This is a genomic window from Delftia sp. Lp-1, assembly GCF_020523835.1.
In the GTDB taxonomy this organism is placed as follows: domain Bacteria; phylum Pseudomonadota; class Gammaproteobacteria; order Burkholderiales; family Burkholderiaceae_C; genus Comamonas; species Comamonas acidovorans.
In genome coordinates, this window is record NZ_JAJALJ010000001.1 from 1629987 (window position 1) to 1646255 (window position 16269).

At 67.2% G+C, this 16269-nt stretch carries 16 protein-coding genes and 1 tRNA gene; 2 read left to right on the forward strand and 15 right to left on the reverse strand.

Features of this window, described 5'->3' with window-relative positions; translation table 11 throughout:
- Positions 1 to 156: 156 nt before the first annotated feature.
- Positions 157 to 233, reverse strand: a tRNA-Pro gene (locus LGR64_RS07135).
- Positions 234 to 293: 60 nt separating this feature from the next.
- Positions 294 to 542: a translation initiation factor IF-1 gene (gene infA / locus LGR64_RS07140; protein ID WP_012206460.1), complete on the reverse strand. Its 249-nt coding sequence runs from the start codon at positions 540 to 542 to the stop codon at positions 294 to 296.
- Positions 543 to 993: 451 nt separating this feature from the next.
- Here infA and asd point away from each other — a divergent pair, with 451 nt between their 5' ends.
- Positions 994 to 1848, forward strand: coding sequence for an archaetidylserine decarboxylase (asd, locus tag LGR64_RS07145; RefSeq protein ID WP_230355153.1), 855 nt, complete (start codon positions 994 to 996; stop codon positions 1846 to 1848).
- A gap of 45 nt (positions 1849 to 1893) precedes the next feature.
- Here the strand turns inward: asd and LGR64_RS07150 are convergent, their stop codons facing one another.
- From LGR64_RS07150 to LGR64_RS07185, 8 genes are all read right to left on the reverse strand, one after another.
- Positions 1894 to 2166, reverse strand: a complete 273-nt coding sequence (locus LGR64_RS07150; RefSeq protein WP_224986237.1) for a hypothetical protein — start codon at positions 2164 to 2166, stop codon at positions 1894 to 1896.
- A gap of 87 nt (positions 2167 to 2253) precedes the next feature.
- Positions 2254 to 3306, reverse strand: coding sequence for an NAD(P)/FAD-dependent oxidoreductase (locus LGR64_RS07155; protein ID WP_230355154.1), 1053 nt, complete (start codon positions 3304 to 3306; stop codon positions 2254 to 2256).
- Between the two features lie 13 nt (positions 3307 to 3319).
- Positions 3320 to 3649 carry a ferredoxin FdxA gene (gene fdxA, locus LGR64_RS07160; RefSeq protein ID WP_012206456.1) on the reverse strand — a complete coding sequence of 110 codons (330 nt, stop codon included), beginning with the start codon at positions 3647 to 3649 and terminating at the stop codon, positions 3320 to 3322.
- A gap of 164 nt (positions 3650 to 3813) precedes the next feature.
- The gene (locus LGR64_RS07165) at positions 3814 to 5205 is read right to left on the reverse strand and encodes a sulfate adenylyltransferase subunit 1 (RefSeq protein WP_012206455.1); all 1392 of its coding nucleotides are present in this window, start codon (positions 5203 to 5205) and stop codon (positions 3814 to 3816) included.
- Positions 5205 to 6137, reverse strand: a complete 933-nt coding sequence (gene cysD / locus LGR64_RS07170; RefSeq protein WP_013801646.1) for a sulfate adenylyltransferase subunit CysD — start codon at positions 6135 to 6137, stop codon at positions 5205 to 5207. Before cysD ends, LGR64_RS07165 begins: the two co-directional genes overlap by 1 nt.
- Before the next feature lie 41 nt (positions 6138 to 6178).
- Positions 6179 to 6937, reverse strand: a complete 759-nt coding sequence (locus tag LGR64_RS07175; protein ID WP_013801647.1) for a phosphoadenylyl-sulfate reductase — start codon at positions 6935 to 6937, stop codon at positions 6179 to 6181.
- Position 6938: 1 nt separating this feature from the next.
- Positions 6939 to 7322, reverse strand: coding sequence for a DUF934 domain-containing protein (locus tag LGR64_RS07180; protein ID WP_034395300.1), 384 nt, complete (start codon positions 7320 to 7322; stop codon positions 6939 to 6941).
- Positions 7323 to 7350: 28 nt separating this feature from the next.
- Positions 7351 to 9183, reverse strand: coding sequence for a nitrite/sulfite reductase (locus LGR64_RS07185; protein WP_013801649.1), 1833 nt, complete (start codon positions 9181 to 9183; stop codon positions 7351 to 7353).
- 381 nt (positions 9184 to 9564) lie between these two features.
- On the opposite strand from LGR64_RS07185, the gene LGR64_RS07190 reads away from it, so the two are divergent.
- The gene (locus tag LGR64_RS07190; protein WP_230355155.1) at positions 9565 to 10491 is read left to right on the forward strand and encodes a hypothetical protein; all 927 of its coding nucleotides are present in this window, start codon (positions 9565 to 9567) and stop codon (positions 10489 to 10491) included.
- Here the strand turns inward: LGR64_RS07190 and LGR64_RS07195 are convergent.
- The 5 genes from LGR64_RS07195 to LGR64_RS07215 all read right to left on the reverse strand — a co-directional run bounded on the left by LGR64_RS07195 (position 10488) and on the right by LGR64_RS07215 (position 16120).
- The gene (locus LGR64_RS07195) at positions 10488 to 11273 is read right to left on the reverse strand and encodes an ABC transporter ATP-binding protein (protein ID WP_198820246.1); all 786 of its coding nucleotides are present in this window, start codon (positions 11271 to 11273) and stop codon (positions 10488 to 10490) included. The two genes, LGR64_RS07190 and LGR64_RS07195, sit on opposite strands and share 4 nt — an antisense overlap.
- 1 nt (position 11274) lies before the next feature.
- Positions 11275 to 12288: a FecCD family ABC transporter permease gene (locus tag LGR64_RS07200; RefSeq protein WP_230355156.1), complete on the reverse strand. Its 1014-nt coding sequence runs from the start codon at positions 12286 to 12288 to the stop codon at positions 11275 to 11277.
- Positions 12288 to 13349 carry an iron ABC transporter substrate-binding protein gene (locus LGR64_RS07205; protein ID WP_230355157.1) on the reverse strand — a complete coding sequence of 354 codons (1062 nt, stop codon included), beginning with the start codon at positions 13347 to 13349 and terminating at the stop codon, positions 12288 to 12290. Before LGR64_RS07205 ends, LGR64_RS07200 begins: the two co-directional genes overlap by 1 nt.
- Before the next feature lie 5 nt (positions 13350 to 13354).
- Complete coding sequence (locus LGR64_RS07210) at positions 13355 to 13906, reverse strand: DUF2478 domain-containing protein (RefSeq protein ID WP_230355158.1); 552 nt, start codon at positions 13904 to 13906, stop codon at positions 13355 to 13357.
- Positions 13907 to 14038: 132 nt separating this feature from the next.
- Positions 14039 to 16120, reverse strand: coding sequence for a TonB-dependent receptor plug domain-containing protein (locus LGR64_RS07215; protein ID WP_230355159.1), 2082 nt, complete (start codon positions 16118 to 16120; stop codon positions 14039 to 14041).
- Between the last annotated feature and the right edge of the window lie 149 nt (positions 16121 to 16269).

Consider the following 16269-nt stretch of genomic DNA (forward strand, 5'->3'; position numbering starts at 1 on the left):
TCAGGACGGATGTTGGCACTCCAGAACGCAAAAAAAAACCCTCAGCTGCCATCACGGCGCCGAGGGGGCTTTGTCTTTTTGCGGCTTCTGGTTAGAAGACCATGAATTTGGTTAGAAGAAAGGGGTTAGCCCTTTCGAGCTAACCCCTTGATTCATTGGTCGGAGCGGCGGGATTCGAACTCGCGACCCTCTGCTCCCAAAGCAGATGCGCTACCAGGCTGCGCTACGCTCCGACTAAAACGCTATTGTAGCGTCAAAAAAATGGGTATTTTCGCAATGGGCGAATTTTTTGCTCAACGCGAGCCGGGTCCCGGGCCGCGGTTGGCCAGGTGACGGAAGGTGATGCGGCCCTTGGTCAGGTCGTAGGGCGACATCTCCAGCGATACCTTGTCGCCAGCCAGGATGCGGATGTGGTGCTTGCGCATCTTGCCGCCGGTGTAGGCGATCAGCTGGTGTCCGTTTTCCAGCGTCACACGAAAGCGAGAGTCAGGCAGGACTTCCGTGACGGAACCCTGCATTTCAATCAGTTCTTCTTTGGCCATGTGTTCAATCTCTCAGGTCTGGGTCGGTTGCGGCACTCACTTGTCGGAACCACGAAGGCCTTGCCTGGCCCACAGAACATGGGGTACGTGGGCCGAGGCTGAAAAAGCAGTGGATGTTCTGCGCAAGAGGCGCAGACCGAACGGAAGGCCAGGTCACAATGGTGTCGCAAAGGCAAAGCCCGGCAACAGCTAAAACTTCCCAATTCTACAGCGTTGCATTCCCGCGCGTGCGCGGCCCAATGCGGCCGTCGCACGCAAAACACAGGGTGGATTTTTGCTGGAGCGGTGCTGCCTTTGTCATCTGCGTTTCATCCGCGGCCTCCGGAAATCGTGCGCGTGGCTTCAAGGCGGGCGTGACAAGTGCTGAAAGCGGCGGGAGGAGTTGAGGGCGAGGGGTGTGGGTTGGCTAGAATCCGCCCACAACTTCTATTACTTTCATAGCAAAACCTCGATGTCTGATCGACTTGCCGTTCTCTCCCAGTATCTTTTGCCCAAGCAGGCGCTGACTGCCGTCATGGGGCGCCTGGCCCAGGCGCGTGCTGGCGACCTGACCACGGCAGTCATCCGGCGCTTCATTGCACGCTATGGCGTGGACATGTCGGAGGCGGCCGATTCCGATCCTGCGGCCTATGCCAGCTTCAACGAGTTCTTCACGCGGGCGCTCAAGCCCGGTGTGCGGCCGCTGGCTTCGGCCGACTGGGTCTGTCCGGTGGATGGGGCCATCAGCCAGATCGGCGCCATCGAGGGCGAGCAGATCTTCCAGGCCAAGGGACACAGCTACAGCGCCACGGCGCTGGTCGGCGGCGATGCGCAGTTGGCGCGGCAGTTCGACAACGGGCATTTCGCCACCATTTACCTGAGCCCACGCGACTACCACCGCATCCACATGCCCTGTGCAGGCCGGCTGCGGCGCATGATCTATGTGCCGGGCGAACTGTTCTCGGTCAACCCGGTCACGGCGCGCGGCGTGCCGGGCCTGTTTGCGCGCAACGAGCGCGTGGTCTGCGTTTTCGATACCGACCACGGTCCCATGGTGCTGGTGCTGGTGGGTGCCACCATCGTGGGCAGCATGGGAACGGTGTGGCACGGCATCGTCAATCCGCCCCGTCCCGGACGCATCCAGGACTGGCGCTATGACGACCAGTCCATCGTCCTGGGCCAGGGCGAGGAAATGGGGCGCTTCCAGCTGGGCTCCACCGTCGTCATGCTGTTTCCCGCATCGGCAGGGCTTCGCTTCAACGGGCAGTGGACGCATGCCGCGCCCGTGCGCCTGGGCCAGAGGATGGCCGGGCGCAACGAGGCCTGAGCCTGGATGGATGATCGATGAAACCGGGCCCAGGCCCGGTTTCTTTCAAAGGATCCAGCTCAGGGCTTCAGGGCGCCGCTGTGTGGTGAACATCGAAGGCGTGATGCTCAGCCGTTCAGGCCTGACGGGGTCTTCATGGCCGACCAGGTAGACCATCAGTTCGCGGCGACGCAGTATCACGTGGCTGACCTTCTCGGCCTTGCCGTTTTGCGTGACATGCGTGCCGGGGCGAAACAGCGGCATCTGGAAGGTGAAGCTGCGCGGATCGGCCGGTGGCGCGATCGCGGTGCTGGGAGGGGCTTCGAGTGTGGCAACCATAGGCTTGATGTGCATGAGTGGACGCTGCCAACTCTATCGACACTGCCGCGCCAAACTGTAGGGCCGCCGGGGTGCGGCCACGAGCAATCATGCCTGCGGGTGGGAAACGCCGAGGATGGCGTGCAGCCGTGCGCTGGTCGTCGTGTACTGCAGCAGCGGTTTTTCGCCCTGCAGGTACTCGGCGGCGGCAAAGGCCGCCATGGTGGCTTCGTGGAAGCCGCACAGGATCAGCTTGTGCTTGCCCGGGTAGCTGACGATGTCGCCAATCGCATAGATGCCTGGCGCATCGGTGGCCTGGGTTGCAGGGTTCACCAGCAGCTGCTTGCGTTCCATGGCCAGACCCCATTCGGCGACCGGGCCCAGGCGGGGGGAGATGCCCAGGCAGACGACCAGTTGCTGCGCCGCCAGTTCGTGCTCCTGGCCTTCGCCATCCATCCATTGAACGGCGCGCAGTTGGCCTGCATCGGCATGCAGTTGCGTGATCTGGCCGATCACCACGCGGATGGCGCCGCTGTCGCGCAGCTCCTGCAGGCGCTCCAGCAGTGCGGCCGAAGCCTGGAAGGCGTCGCGGCGGTAGAGCAGGCAGGTGGTCTGGGCCTTGTCGGCGCAGGCAATGGCCGCGGCCACGGCCTCTTCGTCTCCGCCGTGGACGATGGCGGTCTGGCCTCGCACCATTTCCAGATCGGCAGGATGGTAGTGAAGCTGGCCTGCAGCCAGCAGCTCCACGCCGGGCACCTTCAGCGCCTTGGGCACAAAGGCGCCCACGCCAGCCGCAATGAAGACGCTGCGCGCGTGCAGTTCAAGGCCTTGCGAGGTCTGCGCCAGCCAGCGGCCATCGTCCATGCGCTGCAGCTGGGAGACCTGCTGGGAAAGGTGCAGTTGCGCGTCCATGGGTGCGACCTGCCGCTGCAGCAGCTGGACCAGTTCATGGCCCGTGCATACCGGAATGCCGGGAATGTCGTAGATGGGCTTGTCGCCGTACAGCTGCGCGCACTGCCCGCCCACATGGGGCAGGGCATCGACGACATGGCAGCGAATGCCTTGCAGGCCCAGCTGGAACACCTGGAACAGGCCCGCCGGGCCTGCGCCTATGACGAGGGCATCGGTCTGGATCGGTTGCGTACCGGAGGTGTCTTGCATGGGCTGCGCGGCTTCAGCGTTCGAGCTGGTCCAGCTTGCCAGGCTTGCCGTTCCAGTCGTCGGCGTCGGGCAGCGAGGCCTTGCGCTTGGTGATGCTCTTCCAGCCCTTTTCCAGCGACAGCTCGGCATTGAGCTTGATGAAGGCCAGTTGGTCGGCGGGGACGTCTTCCTCGGCAAAGATGGCATTGGCCGGGCATTCGGGAATGCACACGGCGCAGTCGATGCACTCGTCAGGATCGATCACGAGGAAGTTGGGGCCTTCGCGGAAGCAGTCCACGGGGCAGACATCCACACAATCTGTGTATTTGCACTTGATGCAGTTTTCGGTGACGACGTGAGTCATGGGAGTCTTTTATGGCAGTGTGAATGTCGGTATCAACCCGGGATTCTAAAATTTTTCAGGAGCCAGTCCCGTACATGGCAAGGATTCTGGCGCGGACTGCTGCGGTTTTCCGAAAGCCCACGAGCCGGCATGTGCCGGCTCGCGAAGCGGGACTGTCCAGTTGCTCAATCCAGCAGTGCAGCGCCTGCGGTGGCGTGGCTGGCCGTGTCCACAAGGATCAGCGCACCCAGCTGGCGGGCCTGGGCGAAGGGCGCTGCGGGAATGCTTTCCTGCAGCAGCAGCTCCACGCGGCCGATGGCGTTGGGCTCCAGCTGGGTGGCCTCTTCCTGGGCCAGCGTGTGGATGTTCAGGCGGTGCACCACGCGGCGGGCCTTGGCCTTGATCCAGCGGTGGCCGTGCAGCGCCAGGTAGGTGCGGCCGGGGACCAGCGGCTGCTCGTCCATCCAGGCCACGGTGGCGGTCAGCTCGCGCTTGCTGGGCCATGCGGGCTGCGCTTGCGGGGCGTCGAAGTCGTCATCGGCAGCGGCCGCTGCAGCCGCAGGGGCTGCGACGAGCCAGTCGCCGCGCGAGACATCGACCTCGCGGTCCAGCGTGATGCCGGCCGACAGGCCTGCGTCGATGGAGCCGGGAACGCGGGCATGGTCCAGCACCTGGGCAATCACGGCCTGCTGGCCGCTGGGCAGGATCTGCACGGCGTCGCCCACGCGTGCGCGGCCTGCGGCCACGCGGCCCCAGAACACGCGGCGGCCCTGGCTGGTATCGGCCGAGGACGAGAATTTCTCCACCCACTGCACGGGGAAGGCCAGCGCCAGGCCGGTGTCGGTCGGCGTGTTGGGCAACTGCTCCAGCAGTTGCAGCAGGCTGGGGCCGTCGTAGCCGGCCCAGCCGGGCTCGGCGTTGACCACGTTGAAGCCCTTGAGGGCCGAGACGGGCACGGTGGCAGCCGAGGCAATGCCGGCCTCGGCCGTGAAGCGCTCCAGCGCGCCGCGGATGTGGACGAAGGCCTGTTGCGGGTCTTCGACGGCGTCGAGCTTGTTGACGGCAAACACCAGCGAATGCACGCGCAGCAGGTGGGCCAGCAGGCTGTGGCGGCGCGTCTGCGGCAGCAGGGTGAGTTGCGGGTTCTTCCAGTCGAGCTTGGTGGCATCGACCAGCACCACGGCGGCGTCGGCGCTGCTGGCGGCGGTGACCATGTTGCGCGTGTACTGCTCATGGCCCGGCGCGTCGCCGATGATGAACTTGCGGCTTTCGGTGGCGAAGTAGCGGTAGGCCACGTCGATGGTGATGCCCTGCTCGCGCTCGGCCGACAGGCCATCGGTCAGCAGCGCCAGGTCGGTCTCGCCGCTCTTGGTGACGCCGGCCAGCTGGTCCTGCAGCACGGCGCGCGTGTCCACCAGCAGGCGGCCGATCAGCGTGCTCTTGCCGTCATCGACGGAGCCGCAGGTGATGAAGCGCAAGGCCGAGGCGTTGGCGGCGGTCTGCTGTGTGGCCTGGCTGGCCTGGGTGGCCGTGGAATCCGCGACGGCTGCGTCGGCGGCAATGCTTGCGGTGGTCATCAGAAATATCCGTCCTTCTTGCGCTTTTCCATGGAGGCGTCGCTGGTCTTGTCGTCCATGCGCGTGGCTCCGCGTTCGCTGACTTCGGCGGCCAGGGTTTCGAGCACGATGTCGGCTGCCGTGGCGGCTTCGCTTTCCACGGGGCAGGTGCAGGTGATGTCGCCCACGGTGCGAAAGCGCACGTCGCGCACCACGACTTCCTCGCCGTCGCGCGGGGGTGTGAGTTCGGTCACGGGCACCAGCAGGCCGCGGCGCTCCACCACTTCGCGCTTGTGCGTGTAGTAGATGCTGGGCAGGGCGATCTGCTCGCGCTCGATGTATTGCCAGACATCGAGTTCAGTCCAGTTGCTGATGGGGAACACGCGGAAGTGCTCGCCGGGGGCCAGACGCGTGTTGAACAGCGTCCACAGCTCGGGGCGCTGGGCCTTGGGCTGCCATTGGCCGAAGCTGTCGCGGTGGCTGAAGATGCGTTCCTTGGCGCGGGCCTTTTCCTCGTCGCGGCGGGCGCCGCCGATCAGGGCGTCGAAGCGGAATTCATCGATGGCCTCCAGCAGCGTTACCGACTGGTGGACGTTGCGGCTTTCGCCCGGATGGGCCAGGCGCACGGTGCCGCGTGCCATGGAGTCCTCGACGCTGCGCACGATGAGTTCGGCGCCGAGCTCCTTGGCACGCAGGTCGCGGAAATCGGTCACTTCCGGGAAGTTGTGGCCGGTGTCGATCATCAGCAGCGGGTAGGGGATGCGGCCCTTGCCGAAGGCTTTTTCGGCGCAGCGCAGCATGACCAGCGAGTCCTTGCCGCCCGAAAACAGCAGGGTGGGGCGCTCGAAGGCGGCGGCCACTTCGCGCAGCACGAAGATGGTTTCCTCTTCGAGGGCGTCGAGGTGGCGGTTGCTGAGATGGCTCAGCACGGAGGTGTCCACACGGGCATTCATTTCTTGGTTTCCAATCAAATCGGTGTCAAACCCTGCAGGCTTCACTTCTTGGCGTGCAGGCCGCATTCCTTGGCCGCTTCATCCTCCCACCACCAGCGGCCGGCGCGGAAGTCCTCGCCAAGGCTGACGGCGCGCGTGCAGGGTGCGCAGCCGATGCTGGGATAGAACTGGTCGTGCAGCGGGTTGTAGTCCACGCCATGGCTGGCGATGTAGTGCCAGACATCGCCCTGGGTCCAGTCGGTCAGCGGGTTGAACTTGGTCAGGCCCTTGGTCTCGACCTCGCTGCGGTCCACGGCGGGCACGTCGGCGCGGGCATTGGACTGCTCGCGGCGCAGGCCCGTGATCCAGGCGCTCTTGCCGGCCAGCGCACGCGCCAGCGGCTCCATCTTGCGCACGCCGCAGCAGGCCTTGCGCAGCTCGATGCTGCGGTACATGGCGTCCTGGCCGTTGTCGCGGATGAAGTGGATCACCGATTCGAGCTGCGGCCGGTAGACCTTGACGCTCAGGCCGGGCAGCGACTGGGTGCGCTCCAGCAGGGCCAGGGTCTCGGTGTGCAGGGCGCCGGTGTCCAGCACGAAGACGGGGATGTCCAGGCCCAGGCGGTGGATGATGTCGGTGATCACCACATCCTCGGCGCCCAGGCTGGAGGCCTGCGTCACGGCCTCGGCGCCCAGCGCCGCAGCCTCGCGCAGCAAGGCCTCGGTGGCGGCCAGCTTGTCGGCAAAGCCGCTGCTGGCACGGCCGTTGACCTCGGTGGCCTTGGCCGATGCCTGTCGCGACAGAAAGCTTTGCGCACCCATGTCAGGCCGCCTTGACGAAGTGGGGCTCGGGATGGACGGCATCGCCCTGGTAGAAGCCGTGGAAGCGGTCGAGCTGGCGCTGGGCGTCGGCGATGTCCACGCCTTCGCGCAGCACGGCCACGTCGAAGCCGCAGCGCTGCATCTGCACCAGCTGGTCGATCAGCACGTCGCCGGTGGCGCGGATCTCGCCCTGGAAGCCCAGGCGCTTGCGCAGCAGGCGGGCCTGGCTGAAGGCGCGGCCATCGGTGAACTTGGGAAAGTGCAGGTCGATGCGCTGCACGCCGGTCAGATCCAGCGTGAAGGGATCGGCGTCATTGGCCGGGGCGATGATGGTCTGCTGGCCTTCGGCCGGGCTTTGGTGCTCTTGGGCGGCGATGATTTTCATGGGGATCTCCTGCGGCTCTCACCTGGGGTCAGGCGGCCGCTTCCTCGGTGTGCTTGGCGGGGTGCCGGGCGGCATTGCCGGCGGCCTTGAACGGGTCGATGCCCACGCGGCGCACGGTGGCGATGAAGGTCTCGAAACGGCCGCCTTCGCTTTGGCGCTGCTCACGGTAGGTGGCCAGCAGGGCTTCGATCACGCCCGGCACTTCGGCGGCGCTGAACGAGGGGCCGATGATCTTGCCGGGCGTGGCCGGGCCGGACAGGTGGGAGCCGTCGGCGCCGCCCAGCGTGATCTGGTACCACTCCTTGCCGTCCTTGTCCACGCCCAGGATGCCGATGTGGCCGCTGTGGTGGTGGCCGCAGCTGTTGATGCAGCCGCTGATGTGCAGGTCGATCTCGCCCAGGTCCCACAGCTCGTCCAGGTCCTGGTAGCGCTCGGTGATGGCCTCGGCAATGGGCAGGGAGCGCGCATTGGCCAGCGAGCAGAAGTCGCCGCCGGGGCAGGCGATCATGTCGGTCAGCAGGCCGATGTTGGGCTTGGCCAGGCCCAGGGCCTTGGCCGCCTTGTACAGCTGGGGCAGCTGGTCGCGGCGCACCCAGGGCAGCAGCAGGTTCTGCTCGTGGGTGACGCGCATCTCGCCGGCCGAGAACTGGTCGGCCAGCGCGGCGGCGGCATCCATCTGGTCGGCCGTGGCATCGCCGGGCGCGTAGCCCAGGCGCTTGAACGACAGCAGCACGGCGCGCAGTTGCGGGTGGCGGTGCGGGCGCACGTTGCTGATCAGCCAGCGGCCGAAGTCCTTGTCTTCCTCGGCGGCCGTGCGCAGCAGGGCCAGGGTCTCGGCCTCGGCATTGGCGGGCGACAGGTCCAGCTCGGGCTCGCGGAAATTGGCGGCCACGCGGTCGTACTCGGCTTGCGTGATGGTGTGGGGACCACCCTCGACCTCGACGATCTGGCGGAATTCCTCATCGACCTGGTCGATGAAGTTCTGGCCCTCGGACTTCACGAGGATCTTGATGCGCGCCTTCCAGGCGTTGTCGCGGCGGCCGTAGCGGTTGTAGACGCGGATCACGGCTTCCAGGTAGTTCATCAGCTGGTTCCAGGGCAGGAACTCGCGCAGCACCGGGCTGATGGTGGGCGTGCGGCCCATGCCGCCGCCCACGCGCACCTTGAAGCCCAGCTCGCCAGCCTCGTTCTTGAGCAACTGCAGGCCCACGTCGTACCAGCCCAGCGCGGCGCGGTCTTCCTCGGCGCCGCTGATGGAGACCTTGAACTTGCGCGGCAGGAAGCTGAACTCGGGGTGCAGCGTGCTCCACTGGCGCAGGATTTCGGTGAAGGGGCGGGGGTCGGCGATCTCGTCGATGGCAATGCCCGCCAGCGCGTCGCTGTTGATGTTGCGGATGCAGTTGCCGCTGGTCTGGATGCCGTGCAGGTTCACGCTGGCCAGCAGGTCCATCACGTCGGCGGCCTTGGACAGCGGAATCCAGTTGTATTGGACGTTGGTGCGCGTGGTGAAGTGGCCGTAGCCGAACTTCAGGTCGGAGCCGATGCGGCGGCCGTCGTGCAGCGGGATGTCGCCCAGCCGGTCCTGGGTGGCGCGGGCCTCGGCCAGCAGGGCGGCGTCGGGCTGGTCGTACTCGCGGGCCACGCGGGCCAGAACGCGCAACTGGGCGCTGGACAGTTCGCCGTAGGGCACGGCCACGCGCAGCATGGGCGCGTAGCGCTGCACATACCAGCCGTTTTGCAGACGCAGGGGCTTGAACTCATCCTCCGAGAGCTTGCCGGCCTGCCAGCGTTCGAGCTGGTCACGGAACTGCTCGGCGCGCAGGCGGATGAACTGTTTGTCGAATTCGGTGTATTGGTACATGGCGCTTCGGATGTGGGGTCTTCGACTGCCGCCAGTGGCGGCGGTGCAGGGGTTCATTGCGTGGCACCGAGGCACTTGCGGGAAACGCGCGCAGAACCCTGCATGGACGGAAATGTAAGCAATGGCCTTATAGAAGCAAACGATTGTTTTGTCCTGCAAGTATGTGGATATGGATATAAGTGAATGGCAGCAGGCTTTGTGGGGCTGGGCATGCCAAACGCATGAGCGGCCGATATGCTTTCCGGCCAGAGGGAGGATTTCAGAATGCGAAACCGTTGTGCCGCCATCGGGCTGGCCTTGGCATTGGCAACTGCTGCTCAGGCGCAGGTCCAGAAGCCGGCACCGCCGCCGTCCCCGTTGTCAGCAGCGCACACAGCTGACATGCCTGAACCCGACAAATCCGCACAGGAATCGGCCTGGGATGCGTATCTGCATCGCGTGGCGGCGCAGTTGGCCAGTTCCGGCAGCGGGCGCGATCTGGCCTTTGCGGCCATCCTGATCAATCTGTCGGTCCCACCCTTCCTACAAGAGGATGCCGACAGCCGAGCCCCGCAATGGCGCCAGGCCGCCTTGGAGCGGGCCGGGCAGGACGTGCTGGCCTACCAACTGCTGGCTGCCAGGGCGCCTGAACGTGAAGGCGAGTTGCGGTCGCAGGCTGCGCGCCGCTGGCTGGCGCTGGAACCCAGTAATCTCACTGCGCTGATGTGGCAGGCGCTGGGGCCGCAGGAGTTGCTGACTGCCGCGCGCGACAGCCGCTATGCGGACCTGCACATGTATGAGGGCGTGCGCTGGATGCAGTCGGTGCTGCTGAAACACCCGCCCACGGCCGAGGAGTTGCAGGCGTTTGGAGGTGGGCAGCCCTACCGCCCCGAGGAAGGCGCTGCCATCACGGCCATGGGCATCTGGGCGGCCTTTGAACTGCCGGGCTACCGGACCTTGATCGATGCCTGCAAACCCGAAAAGCGGGGCGATGCCCCGGCGCGAGATGCCGACTGCCTGCATGTGGCGCACCTGATGACGGAACGCTCATCCACCGTGCTGGATGAGGCCTTTGGGCTGGCGATACGGCGCTGGCTTGCCAGAACCCCGGCCGAGCGCGCTGCAGTGCAATCCCGGCGGCACCAGCTGGACTGGCTGATGCACGAGTCCAACCCACTGAGCATGCAGGCGGGTGGCGATCCGTTTGTCCGGCTGTTGTCCGATCCCTCCATCCACAGCGAACAGCAACTGCTGGAGCGCATGCTCAAGGACGCAGGTCGCCCGCTGCAGCCCCCGCCTGGCTGGAAGCTGCCCGTTCCCAAGCACTAGATGCCAACGCTGCGCCTGTCCAGGTCCGCGGGCAGCCGCGCTGCCACGGCCGCCTCGCTCACCCCATAGAGCGCAGCCAGCGCGGCCGGTGTCGCCACTTGCGCCGCCGCACCGCAGGCCTGCAGGCCGCCGCGGCCCAGCAGCGCGATGCGGTCGGCCACCTGCAGCGCATGCTCGGGCTGGTGGGTGGACAGCAGCACGGCCATGCCGCGTGCACGCAGCGCGGCAATCTGGTCCAGCACGCGGATCTGGTTGCCGAAGTCCAGGCTGGCCGTGGGCTCGTCCATGACCAGCAGCGCGGGCTCCTGGGCCAGGGCGCGTGCGATCAGCACCAGCTGGCGCTCGCCGCCGCTCAGCTCGGTATAGGGACGCAGCGCCAGATGGGCGATGCCCAACTGCTCCAGGCAGCCCAGCGCCAGGGCACGGTCGGCACTTGAAGGCCGGGCCAGCGCAGGCAGGCGCGCGGCACGGCCCATGAGCACCATGTCCAGCGCTTCGAAGCCGAAGACGCCGGCCTGCGCCTGGGGCACATAGCCCACGCGCCGCGCAAACTCGGCACGCGGCCAGCTGTGCACGGGCTGGCCCTGCACGCGCACCTCTCCGGCCAGCGGCGCCAGCAGGCCCAGCACGGTACGGAACAACGTGGTCTTGCCGCAGCCGTTGGGGCCCAGCAGGCACAGCACCTCGCCTGCGGCAATGGCCAGGTCAAGCCCCTGGCTGACGCGCCGGCGCCCATGGCCCGTGGCCAGGGCCAGCGTCTGCAGCACGGGCGCCGTCGGCATTTCAGTCATTGCGGCCCGTGCGCGACAGCAGGTAGAGGAAGAAGGGCGCGCCGACCAGGGCCGTGAGAATGCCCAGCGGCAGCTCGATGCGCGCCGCGCTGCGCGCCAGGGTGTCGGCCGCCACCACGAAGCCCGCGCCCAACAGCGCCGAGGCCGGCAGCAGGCGCACGAAATTGGGGCCGACCAGCAGGCGCGCCACATGCGGCACCACCAGCCCCACCCAGCCCACGATGCCGGCCAGCGACACGGCCGCCGCCGTGCCCAGCGTGGCACAGGCCACCAGCAGCAGGCGCAGGCGTGCCACGGGCACGCCCAGGGCCAGCGCCTCCTCGTCAGGCAGGCCCAGCAGGTTGATGCGCCAGCGCAGCAGCAGCAGGGGCAGCAGGGCGCACAGCATCACGGGTGCCGTGGCACCCAGCTCGGGCAGGGTCACGGCGCTCAGGCCGCCCATGAGCCAGAAGGTGATGGATGGCAGCTGCGTATTGGGGTCGGCCAGCGTCTTGACCAGGGCGATGCCCGCTCCCAGCAGCGCGCCCAGCGCAATGCCGGCCAGCACCAGGACCAGCACCGGGTCATGGCGGCGCACGCTGGTGCTGATGGCCACCACCACGGCCACGGCGGCCAGCCCGCCGCCAAAGGCCAGGACCTGCACGGCCGCCATGGACCAGCCCAGGAAGATGCCCAGCACCGCGCCCAGGCCGGCACCGGCCGAGACGCCCAGGATGTCGGGCGAGACCAGCGGGTTGCGGAACATGCCCTGGTAGGCCGCGCCTGCCGCCGCCAGCGTGGCGCCCACGGCCAGGCCTGCGGCGATGCGTGGCAGGCGGATGTTCCAGAGCACGGTCTCGGCGCTGGCGGACAAGGGCGAGGCAGTGCCCATTGCGCGCGCCAGCAGCGACTGCCACAGCTGCTGCGGCGCGATGGAGAACTGACCCGCCGCCAGCGCCCCCAGCAGCACGGCGGCCAGCAAGGCCAGCGCGAGCACCCACCCCAGGCGGCGGCCTGTGGCAGGCATCAACGCGCAGTCTCCATCAGCCTGCCCAGCGCTGCGGGCGACAGGTCGGCGCCGTAGAACAGGCGGTAGAAGTCGCGCACCTCGCGTTCCAACGGCGGCAGTCCCTGCAGGGCCGGCGCCTGCGGGTGGAGCTTTTCCAGCAGCCAGCGCACACCGATCAGCCGGTTGACGCCGGGCGGCCCGTCCAGCCAGCCGAAGGGCCAGACCGGCGCGCAGTGCACGCGGCCCGAGCGCACGGCGGCCACGCCGCGCCACAGCGGGTCCTGGCGCATGCGCTCGGCAAGGCCGGGTTCCTGCGTGACGATGACCTGCGGGTCCCAGGCCAGGATCTGCTCCATGGACACGCGCGTGAGCCCGCCACGCCCTGCATCGGCCGCCACATTGCGCCCGCCCGCATATTCGACGGCTTCCACATTGATGGAGCCCGCCAGCCCCGTTTCCAGACCGTTGGCGCTGCGCGCGAAGTACACGCGCGGGCGCTCGGCCGGTGCCAGGCCCTGGGTGGCACGCTGCGCCAGCGCCGCCACGGCATCGGCATGGCGGGCCAGGGTTTCGCCACGCGCAGCCTCGCCCAGCAAGGCGCCGACCTCGCGCAACTGGCGTGCGTGGTCGGCCAGCGAACCCTGGATCAGCACGCAGGGCAGGCCGGTCTGGCGCGCCAGCCGCTCGGTGGCCGAGATATAGGTGGCATCGGCCGTGCCGGCGTCCAGCACCAGGTCGGGCTGCAGTTTCAGCAGCGATTCCAGCGGCATGGTGCTGCCGCGCCCGGACAGGCGGCCCAGATGCGGCAGCGCCTGCAGTGTGGGCCCCAGATAGGCGCGCGAGACATCGTCCAGCTGCTGGGGCCAGCCCAGCAGCTTGTGCGGTGCCCGCGTGGCCACCAGCACGCCTGCGGGCGGTCCGGCCGCGAATACGCGGCGCAGCTTGGCGGGGTCCGGCATCTGTCCCATGCGGGCGGCAATCGTGGTTGCCTGGGCATGGCCGGGAACAAGAGCCGATGAGGCCAGCGCCGCCATGGCCTGGCCCAGCCAGCGGCGGCGGGTGAACAGAAGATCGGTCATGAAAATCAGGGGATGGGGCTGGCGCAGCCACGGCGCTCAAGCTGTGCCTGGCACCATTGCTCGATCTGCACCTCATCGGCTGCCAGCTCGGCATGCAGGCTGCCGGTGTACCTGCGCCAGTCTTCAAGATGGCGGGCCGCGACGGCCGTGAGCACGGGCGTGCCGGCCTCGACAAAGGCCGCGAATTCGGCGGCAAAGCCCTGGCCCGAGGCCTCGACGATGCCGAAGCGGTTGATCACCACCAGATCCACGCCATCGTCCAGCGCCTGGCGCAGCACGGCGCTGGCCTGGGCCAGGGCCTGGGGGTTGAGACTGCAGGCGCGCGAGGCGCAGCCCAGGTCCTGGGACAGCTCGAATTGGCGGTCACTGCGCAGGTCGAACAGCTGCATGCGCTTGTTGCCGTTGGCATAGCGGTCCTGGCGATGCACCAGGCCGCCCACGCGCCAGCCCGCGCCTTGCAGGCGGCACGCCACGCGTTCGAGCAGCAGCTCCATTGCATGCTCGTCGTCGGGATGGACCAGGGCGGCCAGGGGCAGGGCGGTGAATGGCGGGTTCATGGCGTGCAGGTTGATGCGTATCAATGGGGCTGTTGTACTCCTGCCCGACCCCGGTGTCGTTGACCATGGGCAGCTTGGCTGGACCCGGAGCGCAGGCAGACGTGGGCGGGCGCTTCGCGCCAGGTCCGCTCCTCAGAAGCGATAGCCCAGGTTGACATACCAGCTGCGGCCAGGCATGGGCAGGCCGTCATCGAACTGGTACCACTTGTCGCCGATATTGGCCACGCCAAAGTCCACGGTGATGTCGCTGCGCGGCTTGTAGCGTGCGCGCAGGTTGGCAATGCCGTAGTCGGGCAGCTTGAGCGTCTGCAACTGGCCGCTGCCCGACAGCGGCACGTAGCGGCCCTTCTCGGTCTCGACCTCGGCATTGAATTCCCACTGCGCCAGCGGACGCCACTGGACACCGGCCAACAGGCGGTGGCGCGGCGTGTTGGTCAGCGTGATGCTGGAGTCGCTGGTGTTGCGGCGGTTCAGGTAGGTGTAGCCGGCGTTTACGCCCCATTGCGCGGACAGTTGCTGGGCCAGGGACAGCTCCATGCCGATGTTGCGCGTGCGCCCCACGTTCTGCGCCTGGTTGCAGGTGGTGCCGCCGCATTCGGCCGAGGCCACGACCACGGTCTGGATCTGGTTGCGCACGCGGCTGTAGAACAGCGCGGCCTGGCCCTGGCCGCCCTGCCAGGGCGAGCCGCTGACGCCCAGCTCCAGGTGGTTGGCGGTCTCGGGCTGCAGGTCGGGGTTGGCCAGAGCTGTGCCCATGCGTGCCGAGTAGCGGTCCTTGATGGTGGGAAAGCGCGTCTTGTGCGAGGCGATGAAATACGCCTCGCTGCCACCGCCCAGCGCATAGCCGAGCTTGGCCACGCCATTGGTCGCGCTGGCGGAGCCCGTGGGCCACTGGTAGACCTCGCGCGCATCGCGCTGGTCGTGGCTGAGCGCCAGGTTCAGGCTCCAGCGTTCGGCCAGGGAGATCGTGTCCTCGACGACCAGCGAGCGCGTCACGTCGCGGTAGTGCTTGCTGGGGTCCTTGGCCGAGGCGGCATCGGTGTGCTCGTCGATCTTGTAGTGCGCGCCCAGGCGCAGCGCATGGCCCTTGAAACTGTAGTTGGCCCACTCGACGCTGGCGCCCTGGCTCACGTCCTTGTAGCTGCTGGTGGGGTCATGGCGCGTGTAGCTCGCGTCCGTGTACATGTCCAGGCCGTTTTGGTAGGTGTCGTGGTAGATGCGTGTCTTGAGCAGGTTGTCGGCATTGATGCGCGTGGTGCTCAGAAAGTACACGCTGTCCTTGTCCCAGTAGGGCCAGCGCCAGTAGCGGATGACGTTCTTGCCCGTGGCGCTGCCGGTATACACGGGGTTGCCCTTCTCGCCTTCCTGGCGCACATAGCCCAGCGCGTATTCGTCCGTGGCATTGGGCGTCAGGCCCAGCTTGAACGACAGCCGCTTGTCCGTGCGGTAGGCGTTGTCGCGGTAGTTGCCCGTGTCGGTGGGCTGCTTCTTGAAGTCCTTGAAGCCCTTGGGCAGCGGAAAACTGTCCGCGTCCAGGTAGGAGGCGCCAAGCTGGTAGTACCAGGTGCCCAGGTTGCCGCCCAGGTTCACGGCGGCCTTGCGTTCGCCGCCTGCGCCTGCGCCGATGCGTGCATCGCCCTCGAACGATTTGACCGGCTTGCGCGTGACCAGGTTGATGGCGCCGCCCAGCGTATTGGGGCCATACATCAGCGAGGCGCCGGCCTTGGCCACGCGGATCTCGGACAGGTCGAAGGTGGTGAAGCGGCCGAAGTCCACATAGCCGTCATAGGGCACGTACAGCGGCACGCCGTCCACGAAGACCGGCACCTGGCGCGGATCGAAGCCGCGCAGGTAGATCATTTCCTCGTTGCGATTGTTGCGCGACAGCGTGGCGCCCGGCAGCAGGCGCACGGCGTCGGCCACGGTGTCGGCATTGCGCTGGCGCATCTCGGCGGCGCCCAGTCGCTGTTCATCGCCGGATATGGCCTGTGCTTCATCACGCGCACCGTGCACATCAACCGTGCCCAACTGGAAGGTCTGCGAAGCCTGGGCTGCAGGCGCACCCGATGGGGCCTCGACCTGGGCTTGCGCCTGCGTGCTGGCGGCCAGGCCTGCGAGCAGCAGGGCTTGTGTCAGCGTGGAGCGAAGGCGGAACGAGGGTGAGCAGAGGGCGGGTGAGGATGCGGGAGCGCAGGAGCGGGGCTGGCGGGTCACGGTTTCAGGTTCTTGTGTGGTTGAACGCGGGGAGCGGCTGGTTGTTTCCTTTTGAAAACAGGTTCCGGATTCTAGCGATATGCACTAGAAAACATAACGAGTGACAAAAAACCGTCTGCGGGAAGACTCGGGTTTTCTTTCAGGCCGTT